Here is a 16,256-nt window from a genome sequence, read left to right as displayed (position 1 = left end):
AATCACTTTTGTCATAAACCATTCCATATGGATATAAGCGTGACATCACACTTCTGATAACCTTGCGCCAACAGGTTCGGTAAAAACCGACCGTATAATAAATCAGGAGAACGGGGATGAATTTTCCACTCATCGCGAACATTGTTGTGTTCGTCGTATTGCTATTGCTTCTCGCCCAGGCTCGCCACAAACAGTGGAGCCTGGCGAAAAAGGTACTGGTCGGTCTGGTCATGGGCGTGGTGTTTGGCCTGGCCTTACACGCTATTTACGGCTCCGACAGCCCGGTACTGAAAGACTCCATTCAGTGGTTCAACATTGTCGGTAACGGCTATGTACAGCTGCTGCAAATGATCGTTATGCCGCTGGTATTCGCCTCTATTCTGAGCGCCGTAGCTCGCCTGCACAATGCCTCTCAACTGGGTAAAATCAGCTTCCTGACCATTGGTACCCTGCTCTTCACCACGCTGATTGCGGCGCTGGTGGGTGTGCTGGTAACCAATCTGTTTGGCCTGACTGCTGAAGGTCTGGTGCAGGGTAGCGCTGAAACCGCGCATCTGACGGCGATTGAGACCAACTACGTGGGTAAAGTGGCCGATCTGACCGTTCCGCAGATGGTGCTCTCCTTCATTCCGAAGAACCCGTTTGCTGACCTGACCGGCGCAAGCCCAACCTCCATTATCAGCGTGGTGATCTTCGCGGCATTCCTGGGCGTGGCTGCGCTGAAGCTGCTGAATAACGATGCGCCGAAAGGCGAGCGCGTTCTGACGGCCATCGATACCCTGCAAAGCTGGGTGATGAAGCTGGTGCGTCTGGTCATGCAACTGACGCCGTACGGTGTCCTGGCGCTGATGACCAAAGTCGTTGCAGGTTCTAACCTGCAAGACATCATTAAGCTTGGCAGCTTTGTGATCGCCTCTTATCTGGGGCTGGGCATTATGTTTGTGGTGCACGGTATCCTGCTGGGCGTGAACGGCGTTAGCCCGCTGAAATATTTCCGCAAAGTCTGGCCGGTGCTGACCTTCGCCTTCACCAGCCGTTCCAGCGCGGCATCTATCCCGCTGAACGTCGAAGCACAGACCCGTCGTCTGGGCGTACCGGAGTCTATCGCCAGCTTCTCGGCCTCCTTTGGCGCCACCATCGGGCAGAACGGCTGTGCGGGTCTCTACCCGGCGATGCTGGCCGTAATGGTTGCCCCAACAGTGGGGATTAATCCGCTGGATCCGGTCTGGATTGCGACGCTGGTCGGTATCGTGACCATTAGCTCCGCCGGTGTTGCGGGCGTGGGCGGCGGCGCGACCTTCGCTGCGCTGATCGTTCTGCCTGCGCTTGGACTGCCGGTGACGCTGGTTGCCCTGCTGATCTCTGTTGAACCGCTGATCGACATGGGTCGTACCGCCCTGAACGTGAGTGGCTCAATGACCGCCGGTACCCTGACCAGCCAGTGGCTGAAGCAGACCGACAAAACAATTCTCGACAGTGAAGAAGATGCGGAACTGGCCCATCGTTAATCACGGCCGAAATAAAAAAACCGCCTGAGGGCGGTTTTTTTATGGCTGTTATTCTTCAACCTCTTCATCCTGGCGGGTCTGCATAGCCCATCGCTGCGCCGATTCTGGCACCGTAAACGCAGGGGAGCGACGGAAGTGCTCGCCAATCAGCACGAAGGCAACGTATTTACCCCGTAACATCCAGACATCGCGAAAACCATCCACTTTCAGGGCATGGTCAGGCGGCGCGGGTTCAACGCGGGGCACATAGCTAATAACCTGGCGGTTTTGTTGACGAAGAGGTTTCATAAGCGACGGGTTCACTAATGCAAATTCTTAAAGCAGGAAATTTCTATCATAGCCGATTCTCCCCCCACCCGTCGCGCCTGACATGTGGCAGATGGCTCCTTTCGCTAATCACTTCCTCTGAAAACGCTTAGTTCGCCTGCTAATTCATCACATTGTTCTATCCTTAATAGGGTTTTCAGGAACGAACAAAGGAGAATCGTGCAATGTCGAACAATGATAAACCCCATCAATCCCCTATTCATGGCACCGAAGAATCTCAACCGGGAATGGACTCACTCGCCCCTGCGGATGGCTCTCATAAACCGTCGCCGGGCCTCTCCGCGCCGGGCGAGCAACCTACTGCACCGGGAAGCATGAAGTCACCCGATGCGGACAACGAAAAGTTAAAATCTCTCGACCCGCACCGCAAAGGGGGTGAAGGCTATGCGCTGACCACCAATCAGGGCGTGCGCATCGCCGATGATCAGAACTCCTTGCGCGCCGGAACGCGCGGCCCGACGCTGCTGGAAGATTTCATCCTGCGGGAAAAAATCACCCATTTCGACCATGAGCGTATTCCTGAACGTATCGTTCACGCTCGCGGCTCTGCGGCGCACGGCTATTTCCAGCCGTACAAGAGCCTGAAGGAGATCACGAAGGCGGATTTCCTTTCCGATCCGAACAAAATTACACCGGTATTTGTGCGCTTCTCTACCGTACAGGGCGGCGCGGGTTCGGCCGACACGGTGCGTGATATCCGCGGCTTCGCCACCAAATTCTATACCGAAGAGGGCATTTTCGACCTCGTCGGGAATAACACCCCGGTTTTCTTCATTCAGGATGCGCATAAATTCCCTGACTTTGTCCATGCGGTAAAACCAGAGCCACACTGGGCCATACCGCAGGGACAAAGTGCGCATGACACCTTCTGGGACTACGTCTCCCTGCAACCGGAAACCCTTCACAACGTGATGTGGGCGATGTCTGACCGGGGGATCCCACGCAGCTATCGCACCATGGAAGGCTTTGGTATTCATACCTTCCGTCTGATTAACGCTGAAGGTAAAGCGACGTTTGTGCGTTTCCACTGGAAACCGGTCGCGGGGAAAGCGTCCCTGGTGTGGGATGAAGCACAGAAGCTGACCGGGCGCGATCCGGACTTCCACCGTCGCGAATTGTGGGAATCCATTGAAGCCGGTGATTTCCCGGAATACGAGCTGGGGTTACAGCTGATCCCGGAAGAGGACGAGTTCAAATTCGACTTCGACCTGCTCGACCCGACCAAGCTTATTCCCGAAGAGCTGGTGCCGGTTCAGCTGGTGGGCAAAATGGTGCTTAATCGCAACCCGGATAACTTCTTCGCGGAGAATGAGCAGGCTGCGTTCCACCCGGGCCATATTGTGCCGGGGCTGGATTTCACCAACGATCCGCTGCTCCAGGGCCGTCTGTTCTCTTATACCGATACGCAGATCAGCCGTCTCGGCGGACCGAACTTCCACGAAATTCCTATCAACCGTCCGACCTGCCCGTACCATAACTTCCAGCGTGACGGGATGCATCGCCAGGATATCGATACCAACCCGGCGAACTACGAGCCAAACTCCATTAACGATAACTGGCCGCGTGAAACCCCGCCGGGGCCAAAACGTGGCGGATTCGAGTCGTATCAGGAGCGCGTGGACGGAACAAAAATTCGCGAGCGCAGCCCGTCATTCGGCGAATATTACGCTCAGCCTCGCCTGTTCTGGAACAGCCAGACCCCGATTGAACAGCAGCACATTATCGGCGGTTTCAGCTTTGAGCTGAGCAAAGTGGTGCGTACCTACATTCGCGAGCGCGTGGTCGACCATCTGGCGCATATTGATATCCAGCTTGCTCAGGGCGTGGCGAATAATCTCGGCATCACGCTCACCGATGAGCAATGCCATGCCGCACCGCCAAAAGACGTGAACGGGCTGAAGAAGGATCCGTCCCTGAGCCTGTACGCGGTACCTGGCGGGTCAATTAAAGGCCGCGTAGTGGCTATTCTGCTGAACGATAAACCGCGCGCCAGCGACGTACTGGGGATCATGCGGGCGCTCAAAACCCAGGGCGTACATGCCAAACTGCTCTACTCTCGCATGGGTGAAGTGACGGCCGATGATGGCTCCGTCCTGCCGATTGCCGCGACCTTCGCCGGAGCACCGTCGCTGACGGTTGATGCGGTGATTATGCCGTGCGGCGACGTTGAGAGCCTGCTCGGTAACGGTGATGCCGCCTATTATCTGCTGGAAGCCTATAAGCACCTGAAGCCAATCGCTCTGGCAGGCGATGCGCGGAAGTTTAAAACTCTGCTGAAGGTACCGGATCAAGGGGAAGAAGGCATTGTCGAAGGTGATAACGTCGATGATGCGTTTATGACCCGGTTGTTTGACCTGCTCGCCGCGCACCGCGTGTGGTCGCGCAGCAGTAAGATTGACCAGATACCGGCGTAAAAAACCTGAAGCCCTCACCCCGGCCCTCTCCCCTGGGAGAGGGAGAAAACAATAAAAACGGTAACCAAAAGGTTACCGTTTTGCTTTTACCTCGCCACCGGGCTTTGCCTCAAAGATCCCTGAACGTCCCCAGACGATACCCACGCTCGGCAATCGCATACTTTAACGACGCCGATGTCAGCACATCCAGTTCTGCCAGACGCGGCCAGCAGTAGGCGCTCTTACGTACTATCTCATCGACAAACGCCGGGTGCGCCATTACCTCAAGCGAGCGCTCCCCTTTTGCGGCGGAGTCATCCAGCACCTTCAGGAACAGCGCTTCATCGATCTCGTCGCCATAAAATGCGCTGCTGAACCCCTCCGTTGACGTCACCGCGACGTCCGGCAACCCGCGCACCTCACGATCCACGCGCATCGCCACGCCTTTACGTTGCGCAAACTCTGCCACAAGCGGGAAAATCGCCGGGATCATATGCACATGATGATGGCTGTCAATATGGGTAGGTTCGCGGCCAAACACATCCACAAAGCGGTTAAACTGGCACTCCAGCTCGCGGGCAATCTCATCGAGCGGCAGAGCGTCCTGCTCCGCCATTTCCCAAATCCATTTCCCCAGTTTTCCCTCGCGCGTCAGACCCGGCATCGGTGAAAGGGGCAACCCAAGCGTCAGCACAAAATGCATGCCCACGCCCAGCTCGGGCAGCTCACGGCTTAACTGCGCCGCATGTTCCACCGCCTCACCGTTGATGAGCGCTGTTGTAGAGGTCACGACGCCCCGGCGACAGGCTTCAATAATGCCGTAGTTCTGCCCTTTTGACAGGCCAAAATCATCGGCATTGACGATCAGCAGGTTTTCCATCGCGCCTCCTCTTAACGGTGTGTGAGTTTCAGTTTCTCAACCGTTGCAGCAAAGTTTGGCAGCCATTTTTCATGCGCCAGGATCATCTCACTCGCGAGTTTTTCAGCGTCACGGTCAGAATGCACCAGCGGGCTGAGATTCAGCGCCAGCAGCACGTCATTCAGTTCGCCGCTCAGGGCAGCATTGCTCGCCGCCACTTCAAAGCCTTTGATGGTGTGAATCAGCCCCATCACCTTATCGTCGAAGTGGGTAATGCGGGGATGCGGTTTTGCACCCTCGCGTCCAAGGATGCAGGTCATCTCAACGGCCCAGTCTGCCGGGATATTGTCGATGTGCCCGTGATGGGGAACGTTCACATAGTGCTCGGCCTGCTTGTCATTGTAAATGGCGTTAATCACTTCACACGCCGCATCCGAATAGTATGCCCCGCCGCGCTGCTCCAGCTCTTTCGGTTTGACGTTCAGGTTCGGATCTTTATACAAATCAAACAGCTGCTTCTCTACTTTCTGCACAACCTGAGCGCGTGCGCCACCTTTGTAGTATTCGCCCATTTCAATGGCCAGCATCTCTTTCTGCTTGAAGTAGTAAAGCAGATACGAGCACGGCAGCAGATTCAGGGAGCGGATCAGCCCTTCGCTGAACGGCAGATCGAAGATGTTTTTCACCGAGGCCGCAGTCAGGCGACCAGAGGCGACGCCGTCGAGCAGTTCCGCAAAGCGCGATTGCCCGTTCACAATCACATCTTTGATAAAGACCATGTGATTCAGGCCGAACAGGTCAATGGACAGATCATCGTGCTCGGTCAGTTCCAGTACATCGCGGATGAACATCTTCATGCCAATCGGAATATTGCAGACGCCGATAAAGCGTTTGAAACCGGTATGGCGATAGACTGCCTCGGTGACCATCCCGGCCGGGTTGGTAAAGTTGATCACCCAGGCGTTCGGGCAGATCTCCTCCACGTCTTTAATGATGTCAAAAATGACCGGAATAGTACGCAGGCCTTTAAACAGGCCACCTGCCCCGTTGGTTTCCTGGCCCAGATAACCGTGGCTCAGCGGAATGCGCTCGTCCAGCTCACGCGCCTTCAGCTGGCCGACGCGCAGCTGCGTGGTCACGAAGTCAGCATCTTTCAGTGCCAGGCGACGATCCAGCGTTTTATGCACGGTTAAGGGCACGCCCGCTTTTTCAACCATGCGTTTGCACAGTTCAAAAATAATATTCAGCTTCTCCTGACCTTCTTCAACATCCACCAGCCATAATTCGCTGACCGGTAATTCATGATACCGTTTCAGGAAACCTTCAAGTAATTCCGGGGTATAGCTGCTGCCGCCACCAATGGTTACGACTTTTAATTTCTTTTGCATAATATCTCCCTTAGCGTATCAGGTTAATCGCCTGCAAGGTGTAGCGTGCTCTTCCCGCTATTTGGGCAAGCCATTACGTCACTATTCCTGGCGGATAAACCGCCGAAAGTTAATTAATTACCGTTAAATTTTTGCGGTAACTGTTCGGTGTGAATGAAGTCAATTTTTTAAAGGTTTTAATAAACAGACTGGGACTGCTGTAACCCGATTCGTAAGCGATATCGGTGACAGAGTAATTAGTAATTTCCAGCTGTTTTTTGGCAAAGTTAATGCGGATTTCATTAATAATTTGCACAGGCGTTTTACGGTAATAACGCTGCGTGGCGCGCGTCAAATATTCCTGCGATTTACCCGACAGCGCCACCATATTCTCCAGGGCGTTATCGCTGAACTGTCCTTTGTCGTGCATCAGCTCCACGGTACTACGCAGCCACTGAGGAATATCATCCACCACCTGCTGTTCTTCACGGTGATGGCGGAGGCGATTCATGACGTAGAACGTCACAGTTTCAATAAATTCATCAAATTCATTGTCGCGGAAATTCAGCGAGGCGATAACCGTTTCAATCCAGGTCATAAACTCATTTTTAACGCGATACACCTGTGACGCCACAAAGCAGAACGGCACCAGCGGCAGATAGTGCTTCTCGAAGAAACGCCTGCTCACCCCTACGTTCAGAATGCGTGTCGCACCAAACTCATAAAAGCTCTGGTGATAAGATCCCATTGGCAGGAAGACGAAATCGCCACGCTCAAGCAGGACGCGCTTACCGTTGATCTCCTGATAGTAGCGGCCGGTCAGAACAATCGTGAACTCGTAGTAGTCATGCTGGTGCAGACCGCTGGCGCTCTCCGTTTTGTTGTAAATCACCACGTGAAAATTTTTGCCATTAAACAGCTGCTGCTCATGTGCGGTTTTGATTTCCATCGTGCTGACCTCCTGCTACTTCATCCTGACTTATTGCATCTTCTCGTGAAGCTCGATGAGCTCCGCTACCAGCTCGCGCGCCAGCATGGAGGTCATCAGATGATCCTGCGCATGTACCAGCACCAGACTCACTTTCATCTTCCCTTCGCCCTGGTCGCTTTCGATAAGCTTCGTCTGCACCAGATGCGCTTCGTTTAACGCCGTACGGGACTGCTCCATCATGGTTTTCGCGGCAACGAAGTCGCCCTGCTTAGCCTGCTTAAGCGCCGCATACGCCAGGCTGCGTGCCTGCCCGGAGTTGATGATGAGGCCCATCACCACCTCTTCCAGATCGTTCTCTGCGGTTTCTTCGGCAACGATACTCTCTAAATCTAACATTTTTTAAGCTCCTTTCCGCTGGCGCGGGTTGCCCCGCGCCGTGCAATTTTAGAATTTCAGTGCGAGGGCGATATCCTCTTCGCTCTCTTCTTCATCGATAACCGTTGCGGCCTTGTTCGCAATCGCCACGAACGGCATGTAGAGCAGGGTTGCAATCCCGAGGTTGAATATCGCCAGCAGGAAGGCGGCCACGCTACCATTGGTGTTGAAGAACGCGCCCAGACCAGCCGGCATCGTCCACGGCGCAATGTTGGTCACCGGCGGGATAATGCCCAGGTAGTACGCCGTCAGCGTAATCGCGGCCAGCAGCGGCTGAACCAGGATGAAGGGAATGAACATCACCGGGTTCATGATAATTGGCAGACCAAACAGGATCGGCTCGTTAATCTGGAAGATGCCTGACGGCAGGGCCAGCTTCGCAACCTGACGATGGTCAGCGCGGCGAGAGACAATAAAGACCGCGATGATCAGACCCAACGTCGCCCCGGTACCGCCCAGGAAGATATAGGAGTCAAGCATCGGCTTCGCCCACACATGGAAGGTTTTACCGGCCGCCAGCGCCGCATCGACGGAGCCGTACTGCTGGTAAAGCGCGACGTTTTCCAGTGCCCATGGGGTCATAATACCGCTGTCCAGCGCCGCCAGTGCCAGTGAACCATGCACGCCGAAGAACCACAGCAGGGAGGTAAAGATGACATACGCCCAACCGACCACGCTACCCATCGACGCCAGCGGCGTTGAGATAGAGTCCATAATGATCTGGTGAAAGTTAGTTCCCCAGTGAGAGAGCGCCCAGGCAATAATCCCCATGATGGAGAGAATAATGAAGCCCGGAATCAACGCGGAAAATGAACGAGAAACAGAGGCCGGAACGCTATCCGGCAAGCGGATAACCCAGTTACGGCGAATAATGAAGGTGAACATTTCGGCCACCACCAGCCCGATAATAATACCGGAAATGATGTTTGCCCCACCCAGCCAGTTGGCGCCAACGGCATAAGCGTCGCCCACGCTGTACGGTGTGACGGTCATGAACGCGGCAATGGACAGTAAGCCTGCCGCCAGCGGATCCACTTTACGCTCTTCCGCCAGCGCCATTCCAATAAAGAAAGGCGCCATTAGCGACATAATACCCAACGTACCGTTGTATACGTTGCCGCCAATGGCTTTTAAACCATTAAGGGTTTCAATAGTTGAAGCATCTAGCCTAATTCCTAATGAATAAAAAAAGGAACCTTCTCCAAAGCTCAGAAAAACGTTGTTAATTAAAACGAACATTGCCCCGGCTAATGTCAACGGCATTAATTTAATAAAGCCGTTCTTAATGGCATTAACATGAGGCTGCTTTCCTATTTTAACAGCAAAAGGAAGGAGTACCTTTTCAAGTGAAGCGATGACTTTACTCATAGGAAAATACCCTTAAAGGCCGCAACGATCGTTACGGCGTATTGTGTGTGAAATAACTCTTTGACGGGAAAAATAAAAAATTAATTAGCAGCTTTTTTAATCGCCGCAACGGCAGCTTTTAATACACCTAAACCATCAATCTTGCCGTATAAAACGGAATCGATCACTTCGACCGGCTTATTGGGTAGCAGACGTTGAATTTCTGGCAGCATATAAGCGATTTGCGGCCCGAGTAAAATAACGTCTGCTGTCTGGCCCTTCTCGCCCGCCAGCGTTTCCGGAAACGCCTCAATCACCACAGGGACTTCATATTTTTCGGCCTGCGCGCGCATTTTAGAAACCAGCAGCGAAGTGGACATGCCCGCAGAGCAAAACAGATAGATATGTTTCTTTTCCATGATAACTTCCCTCTTGTTTGGCTACCCGCCGTCTCGCTATCACTCGACTCGCTATCCTGGCTGACGGGCAGTGTGCTGAACATTGTTTATCGTTGAAGTGAGTATACGCAATGGTACAGGGAGGGAATAATTCTGGATAGACTGAAATTGTCTCTCATTGACCTGGCTTGTTGACTACCTTCACATTTCAGGCAAATAATTCGCGCCAAGAAATAAGATTCACGTATGCATAAAAAAACCGGCCTTCCGGCCGGTTAGTTAACGATCTCAGGCAAGCAGGCTTACTGTGCCTTAGGTGCCTGTGGGTCGGTGTCGTATTCGGCACAGGTCTGGTAACCAGAATTGATCACGTGACCCGTATCATCCAGGGCGACAAAGTAGGTCTCTGCCTTACCATCACGTTGACCCAGAATATAGGTCTGGCAGGTACCACGCGCGTGGATCATAGTAACTTCTGAAGAAGGTTTACCGGCAATGGCTGCAACCTGGGAACGCGTCATGCCTTTTTTGACGTCTTTTACCACTGGCTGTGTGAACTGATCTTTGGTGCGATCGTAAGCTGTACACCCTGCCAGCATAGTCAGTACCGCCGCTGCGCTTAAAATTCCTGCTACGTTCTTGTTCATATTCCGTCCTCTTGTTTATCAGCGTGTTAACTAAGCATGGGATAAAAATTACTATTGTTCAACTTTGCGAGTTACGCCAGACGAATTTCGGAAAATTCTAATAAAACAACGGTAAGCTGCTAAATCGCTGTAAAACAGTACACTCAAAACTGTGATCCTTGTCGTTTCCCCGACAAAGGGTTAGTTTTAACAGATCACACTTTCTGTTTGGTTCTGCATAGGGAGGGCGTAATGGCTCTGCAACAAGAAATTATTCAGGCGCTGGGCGCGAAACCTGCGATTGATGCCAATGAAGAGATCCGTCGTAGCGTTGATTTTTTGAAAGCTTACCTGTCTGCACACCCTTTCCTGAAGACGCTGGTGCTGGGTATCAGCGGCGGTCAGGATTCCACTCTGGCCGGCAAGCTGAGCCAGATGGCCATCTCCGAGCTGCGTGACGAGACCGGTGACACCGCGCTGCAATTTATTGCCGTACGTCTGCCGTATGGCGTGCAGGCTGACGAGCAGGACTGTCAGGATGCGATCGCGTTTATTCAGCCGGACCGTGTTCTTACCGTAAACATCAAAGGTTCGGTACTGGCAAGCGAGCAGGCCTTGCGTGAAGCCGGTATTGAACTGAGCGATTTTGTTCGCGGCAACGAGAAAGCCCGTGAGCGCATGAAAGCGCAGTACAGTATCGCAGGGATGACCAAAGGGGTTGTCGTCGGCACCGACCACGCCGCGGAAGCCATCACCGGCTTCTTCACCAAATACGGCGATGGCGGCACGGATATCAACCCCCTCTTCCGCCTGAACAAGCGTCAGGGCAAGCAACTGCTGGCGGCGCTGGGCTGCCCGGAGCACCTGTATAAGAAGGCGCCAACGGCGGACCTGGAGGACGATCGCCCTTCCCTGCCGGATGAAGCCGCGCTGGGCGTCACATATGACAACATTGATGATTATCTGGAAGGCAAAACGCTCGACGAAGGTACCGCTAACATTATCGAAGGCTGGTATCTGAAAACCGAGCACAAGCGCCGTCCGCCGATTACGGTGTTTGATGATTTCTGGAAAAAGTAAAAGCAAAACGGTAACTCAGTTTTACAGGCCGGGTAAGGCGTAACCGCCACCCGGCTCTTTTTTAACCACCGAACACCTGCTACACTGTATGCCTGAACAGTATATGGAGCAGTATGTGAGCAGGCGTCAATCCGCCCCGCGTCTTGAGTTTGAAGCGGCGGCTATCTACGAATATCCCGAGCATCTTCGCCCCTGGCTTGAGGCTCTGCCTAAACAGCCTGGCGTCTATTTCTTCCACGGCGACAGCGATACCATGCCGCTCTATATCGGCAAAAGCGTGAATATCCGCAGCCGGGTGATGTCGCACCTGCGTACGCCGGATGAAGCATCGATGCTCAGGCAGTCCCGGCGGATCACCTGGATCGAGACGGCAGGCGAACTGGGCGCGCTTCTGCTCGAAGCCCGGCTCATCAAGGAACAGCAGCCGCTGTTTAACAAACGCCTGCGCCGCAACCGCCAGCTGTGTTCCTTGCAGGTTAACGCAGGAAAACCGCAGGTTGTTTATGCCCGGGAAGTGGATTTTTCGCATGAACCCAATCTTTACGGTCTGTTTGCCAACAAACGTGCCGCACTGCAAACCCTGCAATCCCTGGCTGATGAATTACAGCTTTGTTACGGCCTGTTAGGACTGGAAGCCACCACCCGCGGTCGCGCCTGTTTCCGCTCCGCGCTGAAACGCTGCGCCGGGGCGTGTTGTGGAAAAGAGAGCGTTGAAGAACATCATGCCCGGTTTATGGCGGGCCTGGCCTCTATCAGCGTTAACTGCTGGCCGTGGGAAGGCGCGGTGGCGCTGAAAGAAACCCGCGATGCGATGACGCATTATCACATCATCCGCAACTGGCTCTGGCTTGGCGCCGTTGAAAGCCTGGATGACGCTACCGCCCTGCTGCGCACCCCTGCCGGGTTCGATCAGGATGGTTACAAAATTCTCTGTAAGCCATTATTAACCGGAAAATATGAGATCATCGTCCTCAGTGACCCGGCAGCCAGGTAATTTCACTGAACAGCAGCGACCCCTTCGTTTCCAGTAAACGTAGGGTATGACTGCCCGCTTCCCAGCTGGCACCCTGATCGGCGGTCAGTAATTTGTCGCCCAGTTGCCAGGCGCCACTTAAGACAAAGACCACCCCACCGCGTGACGCGAAGGTAGTGAACGTTCGGGTAGCAACGCGCACCTTTGCCTGGCAGCAATCCCGTCGGGTCATGATGTTGAAGTCCATCGACATCTGCCCCTCTGTGAGCACGGCTTTCACCGCCAGATCGCCCGCAAATCGGTAAGGCTGGTGATGCTTCAGAGTATGACAAAACGCCCTGCCTGCATCCAGGGTCATCTCGCCGCCTTCCAGCAGCGTAATCACCCGGTCAACGCCCGGGAACGCGGAGAATTCGCCGTTACTGGCGATGGAGGCAATACTGGCCCGCCAGAAAAAATCCCGCGTCGCGGGAGGAAAACAGCAAATCTCACGCGTCTCACCCGCACCATTACGCCAGAGACTGACCGGCATTTTACGGATATCAAAGAATTCCATGACCACTCCTGAAGGACGCACCGTGCGCCAGGGCATTTTCACAGACGTATTATCGGCAGCAGTCAGGCCAGACCTTAGGCATGGGATAAAAGAAAAACCGCCGGTCCTGTCCACAGCGTTTTCGCTTTTGTAGACAGGAGCCCGGCGGTCTTAAGAGAGTGAACCGATTATTCGGTTGGTGCAGGCATTTTACCTTCCGGCGCTGCACGTTCTGTCAGACGCTTCTCAAAATTGGCATTAAATTGCTTTTTCTGTTCCGGCGTCAGAATGTTGTAAATCTTGTTCTGGGTTTCCATGTGGGCCAGCATGCGTGCTTTATGCTGCTCGGCCATTTTGTCGATCTGCGCTTCCGCTTTTGCTTTATCGAAGCTGTCGCTGGCAATGATGTCATGCATTGCGCGGCGCTCTTCCAGCGGAGGACGTTTCATCTGGTCACGCTGGCTTTTCATGATGTCGCGGATCTGCTGCTTCTGCGCATCGGTGAGGTTCAGATCTTTAAACATCATCATCTCATGGTGCATACCCGGCTTGCCTTTATGATGCATCATCATTTTGCCTTCCGTCGGCGCGGCGGTAGTGGTCGCGGTATCGGCGGCGAACGCCATGCTGGTAGCGCCCAGAGCCAGGGTAGAGGCAACAAACAGTGCAGTTAATTTACGCATAATGTCTTTCCTTACTTTCAGTTATTCTTCGGCGCTATGCCGTGTTGACGAGATTAACTTTACGGCGTTTATCGTCAATTAGTCAGAGCAACGGTAAAACAATGAAAGTGTAAAAAACAACTTTTCGCCAATTGTGGAGAAATTAAGGAAAAAGCGTGGAGAGATGAAACAAAAATATTCAACAGGATGATTTTAAAGAGATTATGGAGAAGTATAGCGAAGTGCCGTTTAATAATAAAGCAATTCTCCAGGAATATTCCGCAAACAATACCAGAGCGCTTTTAACGCTAAGAAATTTATTCTTCATTTCCCCTCCGGTCTGCGCGAGGGGAGACGTTCAGGGCATTTTTTCCAGCATCAGACCTGCTCGCAAACCAAACGCGACCGACGGATTAGGAAATAAAACATATTCCGTGGATTTCTGTACCGCATAGCGCGTCTCACCATCTTCCGCCAGCAGGACGCCCTGGCGAAACGGCGTAAAGTTCAGCGTATGGGGTGCCATATGAAGCTGGAAAGCCTCGCTTTGACGCGTGATCTGCTGCACGACCCGATAGCGCACGACGGGTTCCCGGGTGGGTTCCGGCGCAACCCCGGCTAGCAACGCCCGGAGCGCCTGATGCGTAGGGGTAAAACGCGTCAGGTCGTTTTGCCCGAACGGCAGCGCTTTTCCCAGCTCCAGGGTGCAGGATAACGCGCCAACATTCTCGCAGGTGAAGTGGGTAAACGTGCCGCCTGGCGTCTGGTGGAAGACCAGTGCCTCCAGCCCCGCATCGCCAAGCCAGGTCAGAAACGCCTCATCCCACGGCTGATGACGCTGCGGTAACACGCCAAAACGCACATGGTACGAGGCGCGAATGGCCGTATGCAGATCAAGGTGCCAGCGCGTTTCCCCCGCCCCGGCAAAAAACGCCGTGACCACCTTCTCCAGCCATTGCGCGCGAGTCGTCTCATCACTCTGTGGAAACTGCGCCCAGCGACCACCAAACATGCGGTTGATGTCGCTCACGAGATACCGTTTATTTTGCGCCAGCGCAGGCGGATTTCCCAGTACCACCAGCAGACGGCAGTGCAGCGTGATCTCTGCGCGATACAGCGCGCGCAGCAATAGTTCGACAATCTCCACGGGCGCGGTTTCGTTTCCGTGAATGCCGGTAGAAAGCAGCAGCGACAGGTTATATTTCCCCGTCGGCGTGAGTTCAAGCACGCCCGGCCCCAGCCATCGCCAGTGGAACGAAGGGCCTGCCCCCTCTTGCCGCTCCGGTGTCTCTTCGGCCAGCGTCAGCGCCAGTAAGTTTTCCATATCGTCTCCTTAGCGCTGGAACGGATAAACCGATCCCAGTTGCAGGATGGTTGATAATGCATCCAGCGCTTCGCGGCCTTCGCGCAGCAGCTGCGGATCAACCAGATCGGCCTGAACCAGACGGTCACGATAATAGCGGTCCACCCAGTCATTGAGGGTATTGAACAGCGTGTCGTTCATCATCACCGCCGGATTCACGGCCTGCAATTCCTCCGGCGTTAACACCACGCGTAGTCGCAGGCACGCCGGTCCCCCGCCGTTGGCCATACTTTCCCGAAGATCAAACACGCGCAGTTCATCAATCGGGTTATCCGCCTGCACCAGTTCGCTGAGATAGCGCCAGACGCCCTGATGGTTGTGGGACTCCTGCGGCAGCACCAGCATCATGCTGCCGTCATCCCGGCTCAGCAGCTGGCTGTTGAACAGATACGTTTCGACCGCGTCCTGCACGCTTACCGCCTGCGTGGGCACCTGAATCGGCATAAATCCCGGCACGCGTTCGCGCAGCGTGGCCAGCAACTTTTCCTGATGGGCAAACGCCTGCTCGTGGCAGAACAGTACCTGACGGTTGGAAACGGCAATGACGTCGTTATGAAACACGCCCTGGTCGATCACCTGCGGATTTTGCTGGGCAAAAATCACCTGAGAAAGATTAACCTGGTTCAGCCGCGCAACCGCCTGGCTTGCGGCTAAGGTTTGTCTCGCCGGATAACGAACCGGCGCGGCGTGGCCGCCCTCTTCCCGTCCATAGATAAACAGCTGCAAACCCGGCTCGCCATAGTCGCCGCCCAGACGGTTGTGGTTTGCCGCCCCTTCATCGCCAAACATCGCGACCTGCGGCAGCGCCGAATGTACCTCGAAATGCGCATCATGATTAAAAATGGCGCGCAGCACGCGCCCGGTGGTCTCCGCTTCGCTGGCGCGGTGGAATTTGTTGTTCAGGTTAGCAACGGTCAGATGCACTTTGCCGTCCAGCGTATCCGCCGACGGCGCAACGGTGGCGGCATTCGCCACCCACATCGAGGAGGCTGAACTGGCTGCGGAAAGCAGGTGTGGCGTCTGCGTGCCTGCTTTTTCCACCACCTGTTCATCCGTACCGCTGAACCCCAGCTGGCGCAGCACGGCCACGTTTGGGCGCTCCTGCGGCGGGATCACCGCCTGCGGGAAACCGGCATCGGACAGCGCCTTCATTTTCAATAGCCCCTGCTTCGCCGCCAGCTTCGGGTTCGAGACCTGGAAACGGTGCTTCGTCGAGGCTTCATTACCGAACGACAGCCCGGCATAGTGGTGCGTCAGCCCCACGAGGCCGTCAAAGTTAACCTCACGCGCTTTCATGGGCGTCACCCTCAGTAAAATCCAGCCCCGGATTCAACGTCTCCGGCAGCGTCAGCGCCGGGGTTTCCAGGCTTGCCATCGGCCACGCGCAGTAATCGGCGGCATACCAGGCGCTGGCGCGATGGTTGCCCGACGCCCCTACGCCACCAAACGGCG

16 protein-coding genes and 1 pseudogene are annotated in these 16,256 nt (G+C 54.5%); 4 read left to right on the top strand and 13 right to left on the bottom strand.

Annotated elements, in window-relative coordinates; translation table 11 throughout:
• The first annotated feature begins 116 nt into the window (after positions 1-116).
• The gene (gene tcyP / locus DD606_RS16070; protein ID WP_129258866.1) at positions 117-1,508 is read left to right on the top strand and encodes a cystine/sulfocysteine:cation symporter; all 1,392 of its coding nucleotides are present in this window, start codon (positions 117-119) and stop codon (positions 1,506-1,508) included.
• A 48-nt stretch (positions 1,509-1,556) separates the two neighbouring features.
• Here the strand turns inward: tcyP and cedA are convergent, their stop codons facing one another.
• On the bottom strand, positions 1,557-1,811 hold the full coding sequence (cedA, locus tag DD606_RS16065; RefSeq protein ID WP_071785203.1) for a cell division activator CedA: 255 nt from the start codon (positions 1,809-1,811) through the stop codon (positions 1,557-1,559).
• Positions 1,812-1,999: 188 nt separating this feature from the next.
• On the opposite strand from cedA, the gene katE reads away from it, so the two are divergent.
• Entirely contained in the window at positions 2,000-4,249 is a 2,250-nt protein-coding gene (katE, locus tag DD606_RS16060; protein ID WP_022650896.1) for a catalase HPII, read from the top strand.
• 109 nt (positions 4,250-4,358) lie between these two features.
• On the opposite strand, the gene chbG is transcribed toward katE, so the two are convergent.
• The 7 genes from chbG to osmE all read right to left on the bottom strand — a co-directional run bounded on the left by chbG (position 4,359) and on the right by osmE (position 10,212).
• Complete coding sequence (gene chbG / locus DD606_RS16055) at positions 4,359-5,108, bottom strand: chitin disaccharide deacetylase (protein WP_022650895.1); 750 nt, start codon at positions 5,106-5,108, stop codon at positions 4,359-4,361.
• Between the two features lie 11 nt (positions 5,109-5,119).
• Complete coding sequence (locus tag DD606_RS16050) at positions 5,120-6,475, bottom strand: 6-phospho-beta-glucosidase (RefSeq protein WP_045895330.1); 1,356 nt, start codon at positions 6,473-6,475, stop codon at positions 5,120-5,122.
• Between the two features lie 109 nt (positions 6,476-6,584).
• Positions 6,585-7,403 carry a transcriptional regulator ChbR gene (gene chbR, locus DD606_RS16045; RefSeq protein WP_017384663.1) on the bottom strand — a complete coding sequence of 273 codons (819 nt, stop codon included), beginning with the start codon at positions 7,401-7,403 and terminating at the stop codon, positions 6,585-6,587.
• A gap of 30 nt (positions 7,404-7,433) precedes the next feature.
• Complete coding sequence (chbA, locus tag DD606_RS16040; RefSeq protein ID WP_003857835.1) at positions 7,434-7,781, bottom strand: PTS N,N'-diacetylchitobiose transporter subunit IIA; 348 nt, start codon at positions 7,779-7,781, stop codon at positions 7,434-7,436.
• A gap of 48 nt (positions 7,782-7,829) precedes the next feature.
• Positions 7,830-9,188, bottom strand: a complete 1,359-nt coding sequence (gene chbC / locus DD606_RS16035) for a PTS N,N'-diacetylchitobiose transporter subunit IIC (protein WP_017384664.1) — start codon at positions 9,186-9,188, stop codon at positions 7,830-7,832.
• A gap of 80 nt (positions 9,189-9,268) precedes the next feature.
• Positions 9,269-9,586, bottom strand: a complete 318-nt coding sequence (gene chbB / locus DD606_RS16030; protein WP_015570750.1) for a PTS N,N'-diacetylchitobiose transporter subunit IIB — start codon at positions 9,584-9,586, stop codon at positions 9,269-9,271.
• A 281-nt stretch (positions 9,587-9,867) separates the two neighbouring features.
• The gene (gene osmE / locus DD606_RS16025; protein ID WP_003857836.1) at positions 9,868-10,212 is read right to left on the bottom strand and encodes an osmotically-inducible lipoprotein OsmE; all 345 of its coding nucleotides are present in this window, start codon (positions 10,210-10,212) and stop codon (positions 9,868-9,870) included.
• 231 nt (positions 10,213-10,443) lie between these two features.
• Between osmE and nadE the strand changes: the two genes are divergently transcribed.
• Both nadE and cho read left to right on the top strand, forming a co-directional pair.
• Positions 10,444-11,271, top strand: coding sequence for an ammonia-dependent NAD(+) synthetase (gene nadE / locus DD606_RS16020; RefSeq protein WP_022650893.1), 828 nt, complete (start codon positions 10,444-10,446; stop codon positions 11,269-11,271).
• A 115-nt stretch (positions 11,272-11,386) separates the two neighbouring features.
• Positions 11,387-12,265 (top strand): excinuclease Cho, encoded by an 879-nt coding sequence (gene cho / locus DD606_RS16015; protein ID WP_072139661.1) that lies wholly within the window; start codon positions 11,387-11,389, stop codon positions 12,263-12,265.
• Here the strand turns inward: cho and ves are convergent.
• The 5 genes and pseudogenes from ves to astD all read right to left on the bottom strand — a co-directional run.
• Complete coding sequence (gene ves, locus DD606_RS16010) at positions 12,243-12,800, bottom strand: environmental stress-induced protein Ves (protein ID WP_129258864.1); 558 nt, start codon at positions 12,798-12,800, stop codon at positions 12,243-12,245. The two genes, cho and ves, sit on opposite strands and share 23 nt — an antisense overlap.
• A gap of 167 nt (positions 12,801-12,967) precedes the next feature.
• Positions 12,968-13,462: an ATP-independent periplasmic protein-refolding chaperone Spy gene (gene spy / locus DD606_RS16005; protein WP_015570753.1), complete on the bottom strand. Its 495-nt coding sequence runs from the start codon at positions 13,460-13,462 to the stop codon at positions 12,968-12,970.
• A gap of 337 nt (positions 13,463-13,799) precedes the next feature.
• Positions 13,800-14,765 carry a succinylglutamate desuccinylase gene (gene astE / locus DD606_RS16000; protein ID WP_022650890.1) on the bottom strand — a complete coding sequence of 322 codons (966 nt, stop codon included), beginning with the start codon at positions 14,763-14,765 and terminating at the stop codon, positions 13,800-13,802.
• Between the two features lie 9 nt (positions 14,766-14,774).
• Positions 14,775-16,100: an N-succinylarginine dihydrolase gene (gene astB / locus DD606_RS15995; RefSeq protein WP_050871104.1), complete on the bottom strand. Its 1,326-nt coding sequence runs from the start codon at positions 16,098-16,100 to the stop codon at positions 14,775-14,777.
• Positions 16,087-16,256, bottom strand: a pseudogene (astD, locus tag DD606_RS15990) (N-succinylglutamate 5-semialdehyde dehydrogenase); the annotation flags it as partial. The gene astB and the pseudogene astD, both read right to left, overlap by 14 nt.

Origin of the sequence: Enterobacter cloacae complex sp. GF14B (genome assembly GCF_004136805.1) — a bacterium.
Lineage (GTDB): Bacteria > Pseudomonadota > Gammaproteobacteria > Enterobacterales > Enterobacteriaceae > Enterobacter > Enterobacter hormaechei_C.
This window is presented reverse-complemented; position numbering and strand designations above follow the sequence as displayed.